This is a genomic window from Actinoplanes sp. NPDC020271 (genome assembly GCF_044388125.1).
Taxonomy (GTDB): domain Bacteria; phylum Actinomycetota; class Actinomycetes; order Mycobacteriales; family Micromonosporaceae; genus Actinoplanes.
Genome location: NZ_JBIRWQ010000023.1, coordinates 1 through 17,257 on the forward strand (window position 1 = coordinate 1; position 17,257 = coordinate 17,257).

The 17,257-nt window shown below is 71.7% G+C and carries 18 protein-coding genes; 10 read left to right on the forward strand and 8 right to left on the reverse strand.

What is annotated here, in order from left to right:
* Nucleotides 1-423 precede the first annotated feature (423 nt).
* Entirely contained in the window at nucleotides 424-876 is a 453-nt protein-coding gene (locus ACH442_RS35900; protein ID WP_396342530.1) for a metalloregulator ArsR/SmtB family transcription factor, read from the forward strand.
* Nucleotides 873-1,361, forward strand: coding sequence for an SRPBCC family protein (locus ACH442_RS35905; RefSeq protein WP_396342531.1), 489 nt, complete (start codon nucleotides 873-875; stop codon nucleotides 1,359-1,361). The genes ACH442_RS35900 and ACH442_RS35905 overlap by 4 nt, the downstream gene beginning before the upstream one ends.
* On the opposite strand, the gene ACH442_RS35910 is transcribed toward ACH442_RS35905, so the two are convergent.
* Nucleotides 1,356-1,775 carry an ATP-binding protein gene (locus tag ACH442_RS35910; RefSeq protein WP_396342532.1) on the reverse strand — a complete coding sequence of 140 codons (420 nt, stop codon included), beginning with the start codon at nucleotides 1,773-1,775 and terminating at the stop codon, nucleotides 1,356-1,358. The two genes, ACH442_RS35905 and ACH442_RS35910, sit on opposite strands and share 6 nt — an antisense overlap.
* 145 nt (nucleotides 1,776-1,920) lie before the next feature.
* Here ACH442_RS35910 and ACH442_RS35915 point away from each other — a divergent pair, with 145 nt between their 5' ends.
* Entirely contained in the window at nucleotides 1,921-2,388 is a 468-nt protein-coding gene (locus ACH442_RS35915; RefSeq protein ID WP_396342534.1) for an SRPBCC family protein, read from the forward strand.
* Between the two features lie 6 nt (nucleotides 2,389-2,394).
* Here ACH442_RS35915 and ACH442_RS35920 read toward each other — a convergent pair whose 3' ends face one another.
* The gene (locus ACH442_RS35920; protein ID WP_396342535.1) at nucleotides 2,395-4,338 is read right to left on the reverse strand and encodes a putative bifunctional diguanylate cyclase/phosphodiesterase; all 1,944 of its coding nucleotides are present in this window, start codon (nucleotides 4,336-4,338) and stop codon (nucleotides 2,395-2,397) included.
* A gap of 101 nt (nucleotides 4,339-4,439) precedes the next feature.
* Nucleotides 4,440-4,901 carry a MarR family winged helix-turn-helix transcriptional regulator gene (locus ACH442_RS35925; protein WP_396342536.1) on the reverse strand — a complete coding sequence of 154 codons (462 nt, stop codon included), beginning with the start codon at nucleotides 4,899-4,901 and terminating at the stop codon, nucleotides 4,440-4,442.
* A 59-nt stretch (nucleotides 4,902-4,960) separates the two neighbouring features.
* On the opposite strand from ACH442_RS35925, the gene ACH442_RS35930 reads away from it, so the two are divergent.
* The 3 genes from ACH442_RS35930 (at nucleotide 4,961) to ACH442_RS35940 (ending at nucleotide 9,032) form a co-directional block, all read left to right on the forward strand.
* Nucleotides 4,961-6,535: a DHA2 family efflux MFS transporter permease subunit gene (locus ACH442_RS35930; RefSeq protein WP_396342537.1), complete on the forward strand. Its 1,575-nt coding sequence runs from the start codon at nucleotides 4,961-4,963 to the stop codon at nucleotides 6,533-6,535.
* A gap of 8 nt (nucleotides 6,536-6,543) precedes the next feature.
* Nucleotides 6,544-7,602, forward strand: coding sequence for a polyprenyl synthetase family protein (locus tag ACH442_RS35935; protein WP_396342538.1), 1,059 nt, complete (start codon nucleotides 6,544-6,546; stop codon nucleotides 7,600-7,602).
* A 269-nt stretch (nucleotides 7,603-7,871) separates the two neighbouring features.
* Nucleotides 7,872-9,032, forward strand: a complete 1,161-nt coding sequence (locus ACH442_RS35940; protein WP_396342539.1) for a MinD/ParA family protein — start codon at nucleotides 7,872-7,874, stop codon at nucleotides 9,030-9,032.
* 41 nt (nucleotides 9,033-9,073) lie between these two features.
* Here the strand turns inward: ACH442_RS35940 and ACH442_RS35945 are convergent, their stop codons facing one another.
* A complete protein-coding gene (locus tag ACH442_RS35945) occupies nucleotides 9,074-9,922 on the reverse strand; it encodes a helix-turn-helix transcriptional regulator (protein ID WP_396342540.1) in 849 nt (282 codons plus the stop codon).
* A 100-nt stretch (nucleotides 9,923-10,022) separates the two neighbouring features.
* Here ACH442_RS35945 and ACH442_RS35950 point away from each other — a divergent pair, with 100 nt between their 5' ends.
* From ACH442_RS35950 to ACH442_RS35960, 3 genes are all read left to right on the forward strand, one after another.
* Nucleotides 10,023-10,784 carry an SDR family NAD(P)-dependent oxidoreductase gene (locus ACH442_RS35950; RefSeq protein WP_396342541.1) on the forward strand — a complete coding sequence of 254 codons (762 nt, stop codon included), beginning with the start codon at nucleotides 10,023-10,025 and terminating at the stop codon, nucleotides 10,782-10,784.
* Nucleotides 10,785-10,940: 156 nt separating this feature from the next.
* A complete protein-coding gene (locus ACH442_RS35955; protein ID WP_396342542.1) occupies nucleotides 10,941-11,744 on the forward strand; it encodes a class I SAM-dependent methyltransferase in 804 nt (267 codons plus the stop codon).
* A gap of 287 nt (nucleotides 11,745-12,031) precedes the next feature.
* The gene (locus ACH442_RS35960; RefSeq protein WP_396342543.1) at nucleotides 12,032-13,027 is read left to right on the forward strand and encodes a hypothetical protein; all 996 of its coding nucleotides are present in this window, start codon (nucleotides 12,032-12,034) and stop codon (nucleotides 13,025-13,027) included.
* A 48-nt stretch (nucleotides 13,028-13,075) separates the two neighbouring features.
* On the opposite strand, the gene ACH442_RS35965 is transcribed toward ACH442_RS35960, so the two are convergent.
* From ACH442_RS35965 to ACH442_RS35980, 4 genes are all read right to left on the reverse strand, one after another.
* Nucleotides 13,076-13,885 (reverse strand): nitroreductase family protein, encoded by an 810-nt coding sequence (locus ACH442_RS35965; RefSeq protein ID WP_396342544.1) that lies wholly within the window; start codon nucleotides 13,883-13,885, stop codon nucleotides 13,076-13,078.
* Entirely contained in the window at nucleotides 13,882-14,229 is a 348-nt protein-coding gene (locus ACH442_RS35970) for a hypothetical protein (protein ID WP_396342545.1), read from the reverse strand. The genes ACH442_RS35965 and ACH442_RS35970 overlap by 4 nt, the downstream gene beginning before the upstream one ends.
* Nucleotides 14,229-14,948, reverse strand: coding sequence for a class I SAM-dependent methyltransferase (locus ACH442_RS35975; protein ID WP_396342546.1), 720 nt, complete (start codon nucleotides 14,946-14,948; stop codon nucleotides 14,229-14,231). Before ACH442_RS35975 ends, ACH442_RS35970 begins: the two co-directional genes overlap by 1 nt.
* A 294-nt stretch (nucleotides 14,949-15,242) precedes the next feature.
* On the reverse strand, nucleotides 15,243-16,277 hold the full coding sequence (locus ACH442_RS35980) for an SDR family oxidoreductase (protein WP_396342547.1): 1,035 nt from the start codon (nucleotides 16,275-16,277) through the stop codon (nucleotides 15,243-15,245).
* A 320-nt stretch (nucleotides 16,278-16,597) separates the two neighbouring features.
* Here ACH442_RS35980 and ACH442_RS35985 point away from each other — a divergent pair, with 320 nt between their 5' ends.
* Nucleotides 16,598-16,951 carry a VOC family protein gene (locus ACH442_RS35985; RefSeq protein WP_396342548.1) on the forward strand — a complete coding sequence of 118 codons (354 nt, stop codon included), beginning with the start codon at nucleotides 16,598-16,600 and terminating at the stop codon, nucleotides 16,949-16,951.
* The last annotated feature ends 306 nt before the right edge of the window (nucleotides 16,952-17,257 follow it).

A 17,257-nucleotide genomic window follows, 5' to 3' on the forward strand; every position in this document is an offset into this window, starting at 1 on the left:
GCGGGGGCCTGAGCGTCCCTACCGATCACCTCGACCAAGCCTGGCCGGGCAGCGGTCGTACAACAAATTATCTATAAGTAGCGGGGACCCTTCCGGGCCGGGCAGGGCGCGGGGCGCCCAGAACGCCCAGCCCTCCAGGGCGGCCTCCGTGGGTGGTGCCGCTCACCCCGAACCCCTTCACCCCACCCGGCCCCGCCGTAACCCTGCCCGCCGCCACCCCTGACGCGAGCCGGCTGACCACTCCCGCGAGGCACGCGACCCGCGGCCCCGGCCGGCACCCGGGGATGCGACAAGCCCCCGGCGACATCCCTGAACGCCGCGGACCGGGCCGCCGGCCGGGAGGGGGACGTGCGCTGCGGGCGGCGCGCCGACACGTGACCGGGGTGCTTGCCTAACGCGTAACAAGGTGGTTACGCTTCTGGGGTGGACGAGGTGGCGGGGGCGGTGGCGGACCCGGTCCGGCGGGAGATCCTGCTGATGCTGCGGGACGAGCGGCTGACGGCCGGGCAGATCGCGGAACGGTTCGCCATCAGCCGGCCCGCGGTCAGCCGACACCTGCGGGTGCTGCGGGAGGCGGGGCTGGTCCGGGACACCGCGGACGGGCGGCGGCGAGTATATGAGCTGGTCACCGCACCGATCGAGGAGCTCGCCGGGTGGCTGGGGCGGCTGACCGCGCCGACCGGATGGCAGCACCGCCTCGACGCACTGGAGACCGAGGTCCACCGCACCCGCCGGGAGCGTCAGCGGAGCGAAGCCGCCGATGAGCCCGCGAGCCGCCCGCACCCCGAGCGAAGCGGAACAGCGGCGCCGGCGCAGGCCGGGACGACGAGGGCGACCGCGCGGCGGGCGCACGCAGAGGAGAGGGAGAGCGCATGAGCCTGACACCCACCGGACGGCTGTTCGGCGAGGACCTGGTGCTGACCAGGACGTTCCGGGCGCCGATCGGCGACGTCTGGGCGAGCCTGACCGAGCCGGACCGGACGGCCCGCTGGTTCGGCCCGTGGGAGGGCGACGCCGGACCGGGCCGGACGATCAAGGTGCAGATGGTGCAGGAGGAGGGCAAACCGTGGTTCGACATGACGGTCGACGCGTGCGAGGCGCCGACGCGGCTGGCGGTGTCGGCCGGTGAGGAGGGTGACCGGTGGCATCTGGAGCTGGTGCTGACCGAGACCGCGGGCGTGACCGAGCTGCGGTTCACCCAACGGCTGACCAGCACCGACGGGATCGGCGAGGTCGGGCCGGGGTGGGAGTTCTACCTGGACGCCCTGGTCGCCTCACGGGACGGAACTGCGATGCCGAGCTTCGACGACTACTACCCGTCGATGAAGGAGCACTTCGAGGCGCAGCGCCCCGGTTCATGACGTCCGGCTCGTGCCACCGGCGGCCACCGGGTCGCCCGGGCACACCGGCAGCTCGGCCCGGACGCGTTTACCGCCCTCGTGCGGCTCGACGTACCACCGGACGGTCAGCGCCTCGATGATCCGCAGCCCGAGCCCGCCGGTGCCGTCCGGTTCGCGCCGCCGCGGGACGACCGAGGAGCCGTCCGCCACCGAGACGACGACCTGATCGCCGTACGCCTCGACGCCGACGACGACCTCACCGCCGCCGTGCTTCACCGCGTTGGTGACGAGTTCGCTGATCACCGCCGCGGCGTCGTCGAGCCACGCCCGGTCGCGCAATCCCCACCCGCCGAGCACCGCCGTGACCGCGCTGCGCGCCCACCGGGGCGCCGAGCCGTCCAGCGGAAGATCGAAGTGAGCCGTCAAGGTACTCATCGAGCACGTCACCGTCCTGCTCTGGTACTGCTGATCCTTCGCCGGGCACCATGTTCCCTCCCGAACGAAACGACATGCAAATCGACGCAACTTTCCCCGGACGGCCTACTCTTGCTGACGAGTCGCGTCAACCGGAGGTGTGCTGATGGCCCGTTTCACCGTCGCCAGGGAGATCGCGGCCCCGGCCACTGCCGCCTGGGCCGTCCTCGTCGACTGGCCCCGGCACGGCGACTGGGTGCCGCTGACCACGGTCCGGGTCCTCACCCCGTCCCCCGGCGGGGTCGGGGCGCAGTTCGTGGCCCGCACGGGTGCGGGGCCGCTGGCCTTCGACGACCCGATGACCGTGGTCGACTGGGAGCCGCCGTCCGGGGACGATCCCGGCGACACCCCGGGACGGTGCGCGGTGGAGAAGTCCGGGCGGGTGGTGCGCGGGCGGGCCCTGTTCACGGTGACGCCGCTGCCCGGCCGGCGCTGCCGGGTCGCCTGGACCGAGGACGTGACCGTCACCCCGCACCGGATCACCCGGCACACCGGGCCGCTGGTCGCGCTCGCCGGGCGGGCCGCGTTCAGCACCACGATCAGGGCGTTCGCCCGGGACGTGGAGCGCCGCTGAGCGGCCTTACGGCCGTACTGCCGATGCCTGAGGTCTCCGGGCGGCGAGCCAGGCGGTGAAGTCACCGGCGGTGACCGGCCGTGAGATGTGGTAGCCCTGCAGGATGTCGCAGCCCGCCGCGTCGAGCTGCCGCCAGGTCGCGTCGTCCTCGACCCCTTCGGCGACCACCCGCAGGCCGAGGTTGTGACCGAGGTCGACCGTCGACCGCACGATCACCGCGTCCCGATCGTTCGCGGTCATCCCGCTGACGAACGAGCGGTCGATCTTCAGCTCCTGGACGGGCAGGTTCTTCAGGTACGCCAGGGACGAGTAGCCGGTGCCGAAGTCGTCGATCGACAGCCGTACGCCCAGGGTGTGCAGTTCCCGGACGACCCGCAACGCCCGCTCCGGGTCGGTCATGATCGCCGTCTCGGTGATCTCGACGGTCAGCAGCCCGGCCGGCACCCGCCACCGCTCCAGCAGCGCGGCGATCTCGGCGGGCAGGCCCAGATCGAGCAACCCATGGGCGGAGACGTTGACGGCCACACCGAGTTCGTGACCGGCGTCGCGCCATGAACGGCACTGCCGCAGGGCGGCGGCGAGCACGAACCGGGTCAGCGGCGTGATCAGTCCGGTGTGCTCGGCGAGCGGGATGAAGTCGTCGGGCGGGATCAGGCCGTACCCGGGATGGTGCCAGCGGACCAGCGCCTCGGCGCCCAGCACGGCGCCGGTCCGGGCGTCGACCTTGGGCTGGTAGTGCAGCAGCAGCTGCCCCGCCTCGATGCCACGGCGCAGGTCCGCGGCGAGGATGAGTTTGCGCGGATCGGTGCTGTCCTGGCTCTCGTCGAACATCGCGTAGCCGGTGCGCCGGGCCTTCGCCGTGTACATCGCGATGTCGGCGCGTTGCAGCAGCTGGTCGGGGGTGCTGCCGTGCTGCGGGTACAGGGCCGCGCCGATGCTGCCGGCCACGGTCAGGCTCAGCCCGTCCAGGTCGAACGGTTCCCGCAAGGCCTCGTGCAGCCGGGCCGCGACCGCGGCGGCGTCGTCGGCGCCGGTCACCCCGGGCAGCAGGACCGCGAACTCGTCCCCGCCGAGCCGCGCGACCGTCTCGCCCTCGCGCAGCGTGTCCCGCATCCGCCGGGCCGCCTGGATCAGCAGCTGGTCGCCGACATGGTGCCCGAGCGTGTCGTTGACCTCCTTGAACCGGTCCAGGTCGATCAGCACCAGGGCGGCGCCGGCCTCGCCGCCGATCGTGGCGGCCATGGTGTCGCGCAGCCCGACGCGGTTGGGCAGCCCGGTCAGCGCGTCGTGCCCGGCCTGGTGGGTGGCCCGGCGCAACGCCCGGCTGCGGATCCGGTGGGCCTGGGCGAGCAGGCCGGTGATGATGCACGCGGCCAGCGCCAGGATCAGCACCGTGCCGGTCCGCGCCTGCCGGCTGCTGTCCCGCTCCTGCCGGGCATAGTGCCCCGAGGCGGTGTCCAGCGCCGTCAGCAGGGCCCGGAAGGTAGGGTCGGCCTGGTACTCGCCGACCCGTTCGGCGGCCAGCAGGTCACCGTCGGCGAGCAGGTCGAACTCCCGGTCGACGGCGGCGTCATAGGTGCGGAACGCCTCCTGCACGGCCCGGGCCGGAGCGTCGCCCGGGTTGCGCCGCGCGAAGTCGGCGCCGATGGCGTCGACCGTCGCGTCCGCCCGGTCGCGCATCTGCGCCAGGCCGGACGGCAGGCCCTTGGCCAGCATCGCGCGGGTGCGCAGCGAGTCCTGCTGCCACGCGGCGACCTCCATGTCGCCCAGCGAGACCCGCAGTTCGGCGCGGTGCGCCGCGTTCTGCTGCAGCCGCGTGATGGCCGCCGCGCTGCCGGCCGGGACGACCAGCGACGCCGCCACCATCAGCCACACCGCGCCGCGCCGGCGCGGGCCGAGGTGCCGCATGTTCTCCGGCGCCCGCCGGCGCGCCGGCCGCAAAACCCGCATGCCGTGTCTGATCGGCGCGGCAGCCCGCGACTTGAGGTCAGCGGGTCAGCGGGTCAGCGGGTCAGCGGGTCAGCGGGTCAGCGGGTCAGCGGGTCAGCGGGTCAGTCCGGCGGGCCGCTCGCGTAGTCGTGCATCGCGGCGGTGACCTCGCGCAGGAACGCGGCCGTGACCTCGGCCTGATCGGGGCTGAGCCGCGCGACCGCCTCCTCGATGCGGTCCAGCAGAGGCTTCAGGGCGACGAGCACCTGCTCGTACGCCGTGTCGGTCGCCACCACCGTCTGCCGCCGCCGGTCGGACGGGTGCGGCACGCGCTGGGCGTGCCCGGAGGCGTGCAGCCTGTCGACGAGGGTGGTCGCCGATGCCGAGCGGATCCGCAGCCGCTGGCCCAGCTCGGTCGGCCCGAGCCCGTCGTTGCTGCTGAGCAGGTGGTCGAGCGCGACCGCGTCGGTGACGCCGACCCCGAGCCGGTCGGCCAGGGTGTGTGTCGCCTCACTGTTGGCCTGCAGCAGGTCCCGGACGGCCTGGGCCAGCGCGCTGGGCTGATGGCGTTCGCGACTGGTCACGACGAAATCATAAGCCCTTCAGGTAGCAAGTTTTTCTAACTACACGTATAACAAGATTCATGACGGCAGAGACAAATACCCGACGCCGCTGGCTGGGCCTGCTCGTGGTCAGCCTCGGGGTCGCGATGATCATCGTGGACGCGACCATCGTCAACGTGGCCGTACCGTCGATCGTCAACGGCATCGGCGCCACCTCCAGCGACGCGCAGTGGATCCAGGAGTCGTACACGCTGGTGCTGGCCGCGCTGCTGCTGGTCGCGGGCCGGGCCGCGGACCGCACCGGGCGGCGCCGGCTGTTCACCGCGGGCGTCGCCGTCTTCGTGCTCGGCAGCATCGGCTGCGCGCTGGCCCCGCATCCGCCGCTGCTGATCGCCTGCCGGCTCGTGCAGGGCATCGGTGGCGCGATGATCCTGCCCACGTCGCTGTCCCTGCTGAACGCCACGTTCACCGGGCGCGAGCGGGGCATCGCGTTCGCCGTCTGGGGCTCCACCATCGGCGGCACCGCGGCGCTCGGTCCGCTGCTGGGCGGCTGGCTCACCACCGAGTTCTCATGGCGCTGGGCGTTCGGCATCAACATTCCCCTGGGCGTGCTGCTGGTGGTGGCCGCGCCGCTGGTGCTGCCCGAGTCGCGCGAACCGCAGAGCCGCCGCGGCAGCGACGCGGGCGGGGCGGTCCTGTCCGTACTGACGATGGCCTGCCTGGTCTTCGCGTTGATCGAGGGCCGCAGCTACGGCTGGTGGGACCGGATCGGCCCGGTCGACGTGGCCGGGTTGTCGTGGACGGCGGGGCTGTCCCCGGTCCCGATCGCCCTGGCGCTCGCCGTCGCCGGGCTGGTCGCGTTCCTGGTGCTGGAGCGGCGGCGCAACGCGGCCGGCCGGCCCGTCCTGCTCGACCTGCGACTGTTCGCGGTCCCGTCGTTCCGCAACGGCAACCTGGTCGCCGGCGTGGTCAGCCTCGGCGAGTTCGGGCTGCTCTTCGCGCTGCCGCTGTGGTTGCAGAACGTGCGTGGCTACAGCGCCTTCCAGACCGGCCTGGTCCTGCTGCCGCTCGCCGCCGGCAGTTTCGTCGCCAGCGGCCTGGCCACGACGGTGCTCGCGGCCCGGGGGCCGATCTTCGCGGTCCGGCTCGGCATCGTCCTGGAGATCACCGGCGTCGCCGGCCTCGGCCTGGTCGTGGCACCGGACACGCCCTGGTGGCAGATCACACCCCTGCTTTTCGTGTACGGCGTGGGAGTCGGCCTGGCCACCGCACAGATCACCGGCGTGGTCCTGGCCGACGTGCCCCCGGAGGTGAGCGGGCAGGCCTCCGGCACGCAGAGCACCACCCGGCAACTGGGTTCGGCCCTGGGCATCGCCGTGCTGGGAACGGTCCTGTTCAGCACGCTCGGCGGGCACCTGAGCAGCGCCCTCGACGAGCGGGGGGTACCCGCGCAGGAACGCACCGCCGTGGTCGCCGCGGTCAAGACCAGTGCGGGGGCCGCGATCCCCGGGCTCGCGGCCGACCCGCGGACGGCCGCCGTGGCCGGCGACGCCGAGCAGGCACTGTCCACGGCGACGCGGTGGACCGCGTTCACGGCCGCCGGGTTCCTTCTGATCGGTCTGCTGGCCTCGGCCCGATTGACCCGGCGCCGATGATCGCGCCGATGCTTCTCGACACCGAGAACCTGCGCGACCGGGTCCGGACCGTGATCGCCACGTACCTGGATCAGCAGCGCGAGGTGCTGGAGGAGGTCAGCGACGACTGCGCCCCGCTGGTGGACTACGTCGCCGACCTGATGACCGGCGGCAAGCGGCTGCGGGCCGCGTTCTGCTACTGGGGGTGGCGGGCAGCCGGCGCCCCCGACCGGCCGGGCATCGTGACCGCGGCCGCGGCGTGTGAGTTCCTGCAGGCCGCCGCGCTGATCCATGACGACGTCATGGACGACTCCGACACCCGCCGGGGCGCGCCCGCCGTGCACCGGCGGTTCGCGGCCCTGCACGGCCCGGGCCCGGGCGCCGGGCACTTCGGGATCTCCGCCGCCGTGCTCGCCGGGGACCTGTGCCTGACCTGGAGCGACGCGCTCTACACGGGCAGCGGCCTGGACCCGGCCGCCCTCGCCCGCGGCCGCCGCGTCTTCGACCGCATGCGCATCCAGCTGATGGGCGGGCAGTACCTGGACCTGCTGGACCAGGCCCGCGGCGGGCGGCACCGGGACCCGGTCGAGCGGGCCCGCCGGGTCGTGCACTACAAGAGCGCCAAGTACACCGTCGAACATCCGCTGCTGCTCGGCGGCCTGCTCGCCGGGGCCGGCGACGACCTGCTCGACGGCCTGTCGGCGTACGGGCTGCCGCTCGGCGAGGCGTTCCAGCTGCGCGACGACGTGCTCGGGGTCTTCGGCGACCCCGCCCGCACCGGCAAACCCGCCGGGGACGACCTGCGGGAGGGCAAACGCACGGTGCTGATCGCCCTGGCCTGCGAGCGGGCTGACGACGTACGGGAAAAGGTCCTGAATGATTTGCTCGGGCACCCGGAGCTGGACCTTTCCGGCATCGCGACGCTGCGCGAGATCATCACCGACACGGGCGCCCTCGCCGCGACCGAGCGGATGATCAGCCGGCTGCTGGAGCGCTCGCTGGCCGCCCTGCACGCGACCGGCCTCGACGATCCGGGCCGTTCCGTGCTGCTCGCCCTGGCCGAGGCCGCCACCGACCGGGTCGCCTAGCCGCCGAAGGCCCGGAACGTGCGGCCGGGCCATCGGCGGTTCGGGGCGGGACGGGGATCAGGTCATCCGGCCACGCGTTCAGGCTTACAGAAGATGATCCTCACGCTACTGTCAGCAGTCGAGAGTAGATCGTCGATGCGTGGGAAGGGACGGTGATGGCGCGCGAGAACATCCCTGTCCGGGCGGAACGCGCAGCACCGCAGTCGCGGCACCGCCTCGACGCGGTCGGCAGGGAACTCGACACCGTCGCTTCTCGATACGGAGGAAGCATGCCCGAAACCGCAGACCAGGCCTGGCCACGGGACGGCGCGAACGCCGCGGTCGGCAACCACTCGGCAGCGACCGACCACCCGGCCGCAGCCACCACCCGGCCACCCTCGCCGTGGACCACCGGCCCCTCACCATCGGTCGCCGAACGCGCACCGTCGACCCGCGAGCCCGCACCGCCGACCTCCAGTTCCCCGCCGGTCCCCGCCCGCCCGCACCATCCCGCACCGCTGCCCACCTTGGACGACCTGCTGGCGGACCGGCCCGCCCCACCGACCGGACCGGCCCGCACCGGGTGGCGGGCGGCGCTCGGACGGGTCAGCGGCGGCCTCATCGCCCCGGGCCCCGGCCCGGCGGAACTGAGCCACCGTCTCGCCGTCCAATCCGTGCAACGCAGTCTGCGCGGCCCCAAGACGGTGGTCGTCGTCAACCCCAAGGGCGGCGCCCACAAGACAACCGCCACCCTGCTGCTCTCCGCCACGTTCGGCACGCACCGCGGCGGCTACGTCCTCGCCTGGGACAACAACGAGACCCGGGGCACCCTCGGCTGGCGCGCCACCCCGGCACGACACACCAACACAGCCGTCGACCTGCTGCGTGACCTGCACCGGTTCGACGAGATCCGCAGCTCCCGCGTCGGCGACCTCGACAACTACGTGCGCAGCCAGGGCGACGCGCAATTCGACGTGCTGGCCTCCGACGAAGACGCCGCCAGCGCGGCCAGCATCGACGCCGACGCCTTCAAGCGGATGCACCACACGCTCAGCCGGTTCTACCGCATCCTGTGCATCGACACCGGCAACAACATGCGCGCCTCCAACTGGCGAGCGGCCATCGACGCCGCGGACCAACTCGTCATCGTCTCCACCATTCGTGAGGACACCTCGCAAAGCGCGGCCTGGCTGGCCGACGCTCTCCGCGCCACCGGCCACGAAACCCTGGTGGAGAACTCCGTCACCGTCCTGGCCGCACCCGCACGCACCCCCGACACGGCACTGCGGGACCGGCTCCGCCGGCACTTCGGCAAACTGACCCGCGCCGTGCTCGAAGTACCGCACGACCCCGCTCTCGTCGCCGGCGGACCGATCGCCTACGACGCCCTGACCCCCGCCAGCCGCACCGCCTGGCTACAGGTGACCGCCGCCGTCGCCGACGGCCTCTGACCCCGCCGCGGGGACGCGGCGCGGGGACGGCGTGGCCGGACTCACCTCGCATCGTGGTGCGTCGTCGTCCAGCCGGCCAGTAACGGCAGCATCCGTGCCGTGGGCGAGTCCGGTTCGACGGTGTAGACGACCAGGCGCTGCTCGGCGTCGTGCGGACCGATGACGGATTCGATACCGAAGCTGAGCGGCCCCGCGGCCGGATGCGTGATCTGTTTGCGCACCGATGTGCGGAAGGTGACCCGCTGGTCCTTCCACCAGCGCGCCACCTCGCGATCACCGTTGCACAACTCGTCGACCAGGTCGTTGAGCAGCCGGTCGTGCGGGTGGCGCCCGGCCTCGTAGCGCAGCGCCCCGACCGCGGCCTCGGCGAAGTCGGCCCAGTTGACGATCCGCTGCCGCGCCCGCGGATCCAGGAACAGCCACCGCGCGAACGAGGACCCCGGCTCCATCGGGGTCCCGAGCACCGCGCTCAGCAGCCCGTTACGGGCCAGTACCCGCGAATGCCGGCCCAGCAGCAGCACCGGGACGTGGTCGAGCGCCCCCATCAGGCGCAACATCCCCGGATCGGGCCGTTGGGCGACCTCCGGGCCGTTCCATCGGCGGCGCGCGGCCGGCGCGGCCAGGTCCCGCAGGTGAGCCTGCTCCATCTCGTCCAACTGCAACGCCCGGGACAGTGCCCGCACCACCTCGTCGGTGACGGTCTGCTGGCGGCCCTGCTCCAGGCGGCTGTAGTGGTCCGGGCTCAACCCGGCCAGCACCGCGAGTTCCTCCTTACGCAGACCCGGCACCCGCCGCGGCCCGGGGAACGGCTCGATCCCGGCCTGGGCCGGCGTGAGCCGGTCCCGCCGCGACCGCAGGAAGGCACCGAGAGCCGCACGATCAGTAGGCACCACCTCAGCCTAGGAGACGTGCCGGCCGCGAGCCTGGTCACGCGGTGACCAGGCAGCAAACGCCCTGGCGCCGACCGCGCACCGCACGTTGAGTAGTGGCATGACCTTCACCGAGCAGACCCGCACCGTCCTGATCACCGGCTCCACCAGCGGCATCGGCGCCGCCACCGCTCGCACCCTGGCCGCCCGGAACTGGGGGGTCGTGGTCACCGGTCGTGACGGGGCCCGCGGCGCCGCCGTCGTCGACACCATCAGGAGCAGCGGTGGTCAGGCCGTCTTCGTCGCGTCCGACCTCACCGCCCGGCCGGAGGCACTGCGCGCGTTCGCTCGCGACGCCGCCGACGTCGCCGGCGGACGGCTGGACGCGGTCGTCCACAACGCCGCCCTCTGCCCGGCGGTCGACACCGTGACCCTCACCGATTCCGACCTGGAGGCGACCCTCGCGGTCAACGTACGGGCCCCGCACGTGCTGACCGCCGTTCTGGCCCCGGCCATGGCCGAACGTGGTGAGGGGGCGATCGTCGTCATCGGGTCGTGGATGGCCCACGTCGGGCACCCGTTCGTCGGGTTGTACTCCGCGACCAAAGCCGCCGAGATTCAACTGGCCCGCAGCTGGGCGGCGGAGTTCGGGCCGCGCGGGGTCCGGGTCAACACCGTCTCCCCCGGCGCCACGCGCACCCCGATCAACGCCTCCGACGGCGACGTCATCGCGCACATGACCGCGTCCACCCCGGCCGGTCGGCCCGGGACGCCCGAGGAGGTCGCCGACGCGGTGGCATGGCTGCTCTCGCCGCAGTCCGGCTACGTCCACGGCGCGGAGATCGCCGTGGACGGCGGGATCACCGCGACCCGTCCGGTGTGAAGTTGCCGTTGCGCCACTCTCCCGGACCCGTTGAACTGCACGGTGGTACTCGACGGACTCCCGCCCGTCCGGCAAAGACCACCCGAGCACCCCCGGACGCCGGAGACGTGTCCGCTCCGGCCCGGCCCGCGCGCCCTGAAGGGGTAACCACTGACTATGACCGACACCGACCGGGAGACACTGCGCTCCACCTTCGGCCAGGACGCCGAACTCTACGACCGATGCCGTCCGACCTATCCGCCGCAGCTGTTCACCGATCTCGCCGCACTGGCCGATCTCGGTCCGCACGCCCGGGTACTGGAGATAGGGTGCGGCACCGGACAAGCGACCCTGCCCTTGGCCCGGCGGGGATGCCATGTCGTCGCGATGGACCTCAGTCCCGACATGGCCGCCGTCGCCCGGCGCAACCTCGCCCAGTTCCCGCAGGTCACCGTCGTCGCGGCGGCCTTCGAGGACTGGCAGCCCCCGGACGGACCTTTCGACGCGGTTGTCTGCGCGACCGCGTTCCACTGGCTGGACCCCGAAGTGCGCATGGTCAAGGCCGCTGACCTGCTGCGGCCAGGTGGATCTCTCGCCGTCGTCTCGACGCACCACATCGCCGGGGGGACGAACGCCTTCTTCGCCGACGCACAACGCTGCTACGAACGTGCCGATCCCACGACTCCGCCCGGCATGCGGCTGACGACCGGTGACGAAACCCCCGAGGAGGCGGCGGAGTTCGATCGATCGGGACGATTCGGGCCAGTCACCTTCCGGCGCTACGAATGGCAACAGACCTACACGGCGCCCGAGTACCTGAACCTGCTCATGACCTACTCCGGCAATCGAGCCATGGCACCGCAGGCCCGCGACGGCCTGTTCACCTGCATCGCTCACCTGATCGACGAGGTGTACGGCGGAGCGATCACCAAGCAGTATCGGACCCGGCTCGCGATCGCGCAGAAGACACCGCCCCGGTGACCGGGACGACCACGACGAGCAGCAAGGAACTCTGGTCTCGCCTACCCGGCCGGCATCACCACCCGCGGCGACCGTCGTGATGCCCACCCGTGATGAGGCGGACAACGCCGGCCCGCTGGTCGAGCAGCGCAGGGGACGTGCCCCGGGTGATCGCCCGGCTTCACGATCAAGATCCCGATCTGGTACGTCCGCTGCACCGTCCCGCCGGGGATCGGATCGGCGGCCTCGGCGGGGCCAGCCGACCACCTCGATTCGGCGGTGCCGGCCGCGTGGCAGGATCTCCGCCCATGACGGGGAGACGGAAGGCTACGTGGATCATCGGCGCACTGACGGTGGCTCTGGTCGCAACAGGGACCGTGGCGGCGAGATGGCGCCTCGGTGGGGGCGACCACCTGGGCGGTCTGCGGGCCGGGGACTGCCTGACGTACACCGGCAAGGATGACGCGCCCTACGAAAAGGCCGACTGCGGCGCGGCCGGCGTCTATGACAAGGTCGTCGGGTCGGACCGGGCGAGCAACGAGCATGCCTGCTGGGACGTGCCCGGGGCGAGCGACACCCTCGTCTCCGGCGACCGGGTCATCTGTCTCGGAGACGTCGACGCCGACCCCAGCACGGCGATCAACGTCGCTGAAGCCGGCGATTGTGTCATCCTGCCGGACCCGCGTACCGCCTTGCGGCACGACTGCGCCGACCCTCAGGCGGAATACGTCGTCCTCAAACGCAAGACCAGCGTGCCCGTCGGCGAGGGATGCGGCGACGTGCCGGGGTCGGCCAGGTCGTACGCGATCAACTGGGAGTCCCAGCTCGCCCGGACCCAGCGCAACCTCGGGAACGAGCCGAGCACGGACGATGTGCTGCTGTGCCTCGGCGAGAACCCGACGGTCGTCGCCGCCCACGCCTCTGCGGCGGCGGCCCGCTCGCAGTGCCGCTTCCTGGACAGCGATGAGGTCAGCGCGGCGGTCACCCGTGGCGCCGGCCGGAAGTACACGGTCACGCTGCGCCAGGACGGCATGATCGGCTGTGAGTATCAGTTCGGGAGCGCCAAGGAACGCGTCAGTGTGGATTTCACTCCCGGTGAGAAATTCGAGCCGGGCGGGGCGCAGGTGTTCAAGCTCGACGGTTTGCGCGCCTACTACAGCCCGGGTGAGGGCGACCGTGTCGTCGGCGTCGAGGTAGCCGGCGGCATGTTCAGTGTCGTCGTGTGGCTGGCGGATACCAGCGATGCCTTCAGCAAGAAGGTCGGCATCGAGGTGTTCCGGACGGCACGGCCCAAGCTCGGCTGAACTCAGCTGCCCAACCGGCAGCCGGAACCCGGAAGCTCAGGTTCACCGTCACGGCGCGCCCGTCGGCGCTTGGTCCCACCCCTCCTGTGGGGTGGCACAGGTGCCGCGGAAAACGTACTGCGACGGCAGCTTGCGCTGCGAGCTCGTCCAGTCGATGGGTGGCCGCCGCTGCTTCTCGGGCAGGTAACCCAGGCGGTAGACGGCCATCAGCTCGAGGTCGTCGGGCACCTCGAGCAGCCGGACGATCTCGTCCCAGCGCCCCGGAACCTCCATCGGGAAGGAGATGAACTGGATGCCCATGCCGAGCTCGACGGTGGTGAGCCAGACGTTCTCCATCGCCGCGCCCATGCTGAACACCGAGTAGAACGAGGACAGCTCACCGGGCCGGTACTCGGATCGGTCCAGCATCACGCCGAGCAGCAGCGGTGAGCCGGCCACCAGTTTGCGGTTCTCCTCGCCGAGGGTCTGGGGCACCCGCATGGCGTTCATCAGCTTCTGGCCGCGGGAGGTGAACACCTGGCTGGTGAAGGGGCGCAGCGGTGCGGGCAGACGGTCGAACAGCATCCCGTCGCGGCGGCGTTCCATCTCGTCCTTGCTGAACCGGAAGTACGGCTTGTAACGCTCGAAGAAGGTGCCGTTGGACATCGCCTCGGTCATGCTCTCGCCGCTGATCCGGGCGATGGTTTCGATCGTGCCACGGTCCTCCACGATCACGAACCGCCACGGCTGGCTGTTCAACTGCGACGGGGCGCGTCCCGCGACCTCCATCAGCAGGCGCTGGTGTTCGTCGGAGACCGGGTCGGGCAGGAACGCTCCGTTGGTGGTCCGCCGGCGGCGCACCACATCGAGAAAGTTCATCCGCGTCTCCTCCAGACGATGACAAGGGCGATGGCGTACGCGGGAGCGGCCGACCCTGCGACGGCGGCGTGCCGGCGCAGTTTTCCGCCGGCATAGGGCAGCGCGAGGAGCGGGCCGGCCGCGGGCAGCAGTGCCAGGCCTGCGGCTCGGCGCTCGACGGCGCTGACGGCGAGCGCGCTCATGGTCAGTGCGAAGGTCACCGTGTACAGGGCATGGTGGATCCAGCGGATGCGCCGGTTGTCGATCGCACCGCTGGCGACGGCAGCGCCGAAGGCGGCGTTGCACAGGTAGCTCACGGTCGCGGCGGTGATCAGGCGTGGGGTCCTCGGCGCGCGCTTGCTCATCAGCGCGCCGCCGCGTGGGTGAGCAGCAAGCGCTGCGGGAACATCGGTTCGACCTGCCAGCCGGGCGGGACGACCGCTTGCAACTCCGGGCGCCGGTAGCTGCGCCGGATGGAGAGCAGCCCGTCCTGATGGATGAACGAGCCGCGCGCGAACGGCACGGTGGCCACGGCGTAGAAGCCGTAGCCCGCACGCCCGCGTGACAGGTCGTTGTGGATGACGAGCCGGCGCGCCAGTGCCTGACTGTCGGCCAGGAGGGTGGTGAGCCCGTCGGGCTCGAGGTGGTGCAGGAGGTGGTTGGAGATCACCAGGTCGTACCGGTCGCCACGGGCCACCAGGTCCGCACTCGACGCCTGCTCGAAGCGGACGCCGGCGGCCGGTGACCGGCGTACGTGTCGAAGTGCTCTCTCGTCGGGATCGATGGCTACCGTGTGCAGCGTCAGCCGGTCTCGCGCCGCCCACCGGGTGAGAGCCCGCGCGATGTCGCCGCCGCCGAAACCGATGTCCAGCAGCGTCGTGGGGCGGTCGGTGTCCAGGTGCGGCCGGATCCATTGCCGGTAGACGCGTCGCCAGCCCGAGACGAGGTGGTTGACGGTGCGGAACTGCCGGTAGGTGCGTTCGAGCCGAACCGGGTCACAGTCCGGATCGTCCATGAGCTCTCGTGACTCGGTGTCGCGCCGGGCCAGGCCCGCACGGGGGTGCGTCGTACTGCCACTGCTCATGTCGCCGGCCCTGTCCCCTCGCGCACGACGGTCGATTCGGGCCTGTCATACCCGCATGATCAGTGGGCCTAACGGGCCGGATGCCGCATCACGTCCGGGTGGCATCTCGCGGTCCTGGAACAGCCCGTGTCCCACCGGCGAGATCCGCGCCACGTTGCGGCCGCTACGTGCCCCTGCCTCAGGTCAGCGAGGGTGCTCGCAAATCTTGGATACTCCCGAAGCTGTCGCGTGCCCCGTCGCCGACCGGCACCTCGGCGTAGGTCCGGTGGCCAAAGATCAGCGAGTGGGCCGGGATCAACCGGACGGCAGGCTGTGGTCCGGATGGCGCTCCTTCGCCGGGCGTTGCCGTCCGACTCTGCTGACGGCGGCCGTGAGCAGTTCGCCGGGGCGTCGGCGGCGGCCGACGAGCCAGGTGAACAAGCTGTGTCGCAGTACCCGCCCCGGGTGAGCGCCGTGCACCCGGCCCGGACCGCCGAGTGGGGCGTCCAGGTTGTCGACGCCGTTGTCCGGCCGGTTCGCCCGCTGCGATCCGGCGCCGACCCGGCGCAAGGAGAACACCGCGTCGGTCAACGCCGGCAGTAGCCGCTGGCTGAGCATGAACGCCGCGGCGGCTGCGCCGACCGGTATCTCCCGCCGCGGGTGCTCGGCAGCGAACACGATCGTGTCGGCCACTACCTCCGGCGCGTACACCGGCGGAGGCGGCTTCGGCATCCGGCCGCCCAGCCGGCTCCGGGCGTGCTCGAAGAACGGGGTGTCGACAGACGCCGGCAGTACGGTGGTCACCGAGATCCGGGCGTCTTCCTGCGCCAGCTCCATGCGCAACGCGTCCTGCAAGGCGCGAACCGCGAACTTGCTCGCCGTGTACGGCGCCTGCAACGGCACGGAGCGCACTCCCTCCGCCGAGGAGACCGCGATGATCCCGCCCCCGCCCGCCCGGCGCAGAGCCGGCAGAGCGGCACGCACCCCGTACACCGAACCCAGGAAGTTGACCCTCAAGACCCGTTCGAACTCTGCGTCAGTGATGTCCTCCACCCGCCCCCAGACACCGATCGAGGCCAGATTCACCCATGTGTCGATACGGCCGTACCAGCGCTCGGCGGCATCGGCGAGAGCCTGCACCGCCGACGGGTCCGCCACATCGGTGGCCACCGCCAGCGCCTGCCCGCCGGCCTGCTCGATCTGCTCGACGACGGTGCCGAGGGCTTCGGTGCCACGTGCCGCGCAGACCACCCGGGCGCCACGGGCGGCGAGTGCGAGTGCCGTGGCGCGGCCGATCCCGGAGGAGGCACCGACGACCACCACCACCTGCTCGGTCAACGGCTTGGGCATGCGGTGCTCCTTCGGGGGTGTGACGGGTGCCGGTCGGCTCGTACCCGTAAGAAGCCGGGCGAATCCGCGGGGTCGGCGTGAATGGTCACACCGGCACGCCGCGAACGCTGAACCGGCTCGCCGAGCGCAGCTCCCGCCGCGTCGCCCTTCGAACGACGCAGGAACCGACGCAGCCGGTTGAGACGCCGTCTCCGGGGTACCTCGCTGCTGACGCAATGCGGCGGTGACGCGGTTGACCGTGCTGACCCTGTCGCCGCCGAGGTCCGGCCCCGCCACGCTTCCCGCGGGCGCCCATTTGTCCAGGAGAAAGGTCTTCGGAAATGGCAAAATCAGTGGCAACGGTCTGGGTACCCGTCGACGACATGTCGCGTGCGCTCACGTTCTACGACAAAACTCTCGGTCTGACGATCAAAGACCGCGGCGACGACTGGAGTGAGATCGACGCCGGCACCCTGACCATCGGGCTGAACGCCCGGGAGCATGCCTCCGCGCACTCCGGCGGCGGAGCCGTCATCACGTTCACCCCGGACTCGGATCTGGACGAGGAAGTGCGGCGCCTCACCGAAGCCGGAGTCACCTTCGCCGGCGGGATCAGCGACCACTCGTGGGGGCGCATCGCCGCGTTCAAGGACAGCGAAGGCAACGACCTGCAGCTCTACAGCCCGCCGCAGTAAGCCTGCGCCCAACGGGACTGCCGAGAATCAAGGTCCCGACAGCAACCGCGGAGCCGGCGGCACCACGCTGCCGGCCCGCGGCCGACCCTGGAGAGTGTGACCGCGACCAAAGTGCTGACGGCGGCGAGCTGAGCCCGGACGTACTTCGCGCGCGAACGGACCTGATCGCCTCCACCCTCGATCACGGTCCATTCACGACCGGCCACGCGCATGGAAGACTGCATCGGTATGACGACGCCCCAGCCGCCGCAAGAGTCCGAGACCACTCATCCCGGCACGCCCACACCCACCACCCCGGCGCACCAG

Bases quoted from the DNA above. Each gene is read 5' to 3' on its own strand.
- ACH442_RS35905 (WP_396342531.1), top strand. From the start codon at position 873: ATGAGCCTGACACCCACCGGACGGCTGTTCGGCGAGGACCTGGTGCTG.
- ACH442_RS35910 (WP_396342532.1), bottom strand. From the start codon at position 1,775: ATGAGTACCTTGACGGCTCACTTCGATCTTCCGCTGGACGGCTCGGCG.
- ACH442_RS35915 (WP_396342534.1), top strand. From the start codon at position 1,921: ATGGCCCGTTTCACCGTCGCCAGGGAGATCGCGGCCCCGGCCACTGCC.
- ACH442_RS35920 (WP_396342535.1), bottom strand. From the start codon at position 4,338: ATGCGGGTTTTGCGGCCGGCGCGCCGGCGGGCGCCGGAGAACATGCGG.
- ACH442_RS35930 (WP_396342537.1), top strand. From the start codon at position 4,961: ATGACGGCAGAGACAAATACCCGACGCCGCTGGCTGGGCCTGCTCGTG.
- ACH442_RS35935 (WP_396342538.1), top strand. From the start codon at position 6,544: ATGCTTCTCGACACCGAGAACCTGCGCGACCGGGTCCGGACCGTGATC.
- ACH442_RS35940 (WP_396342539.1), top strand. From the start codon at position 7,872: ATGCCCGAAACCGCAGACCAGGCCTGGCCACGGGACGGCGCGAACGCC.
- ACH442_RS35950 (WP_396342541.1), top strand. From the start codon at position 10,023: ATGACCTTCACCGAGCAGACCCGCACCGTCCTGATCACCGGCTCCACC.
- ACH442_RS35955 (WP_396342542.1), top strand. From the start codon at position 10,941: ATGACCGACACCGACCGGGAGACACTGCGCTCCACCTTCGGCCAGGAC.
- ACH442_RS35960 (WP_396342543.1), top strand. From the start codon at position 12,032: ATGACGGGGAGACGGAAGGCTACGTGGATCATCGGCGCACTGACGGTG.
- ACH442_RS35965 (WP_396342544.1), bottom strand. From the start codon at position 13,885: ATGAACTTTCTCGATGTGGTGCGCCGCCGGCGGACCACCAACGGAGCG.
- ACH442_RS35970 (WP_396342545.1), bottom strand. From the start codon at position 14,229: ATGAGCAAGCGCGCGCCGAGGACCCCACGCCTGATCACCGCCGCGACC.
- ACH442_RS35975 (WP_396342546.1), bottom strand. From the start codon at position 14,948: ATGAGCAGTGGCAGTACGACGCACCCCCGTGCGGGCCTGGCCCGGCGC.
- ACH442_RS35980 (WP_396342547.1), bottom strand. From the start codon at position 16,277: ATGCCCAAGCCGTTGACCGAGCAGGTGGTGGTGGTCGTCGGTGCCTCC.
- ACH442_RS35985 (WP_396342548.1), top strand. From the start codon at position 16,598: ATGGCAAAATCAGTGGCAACGGTCTGGGTACCCGTCGACGACATGTCG.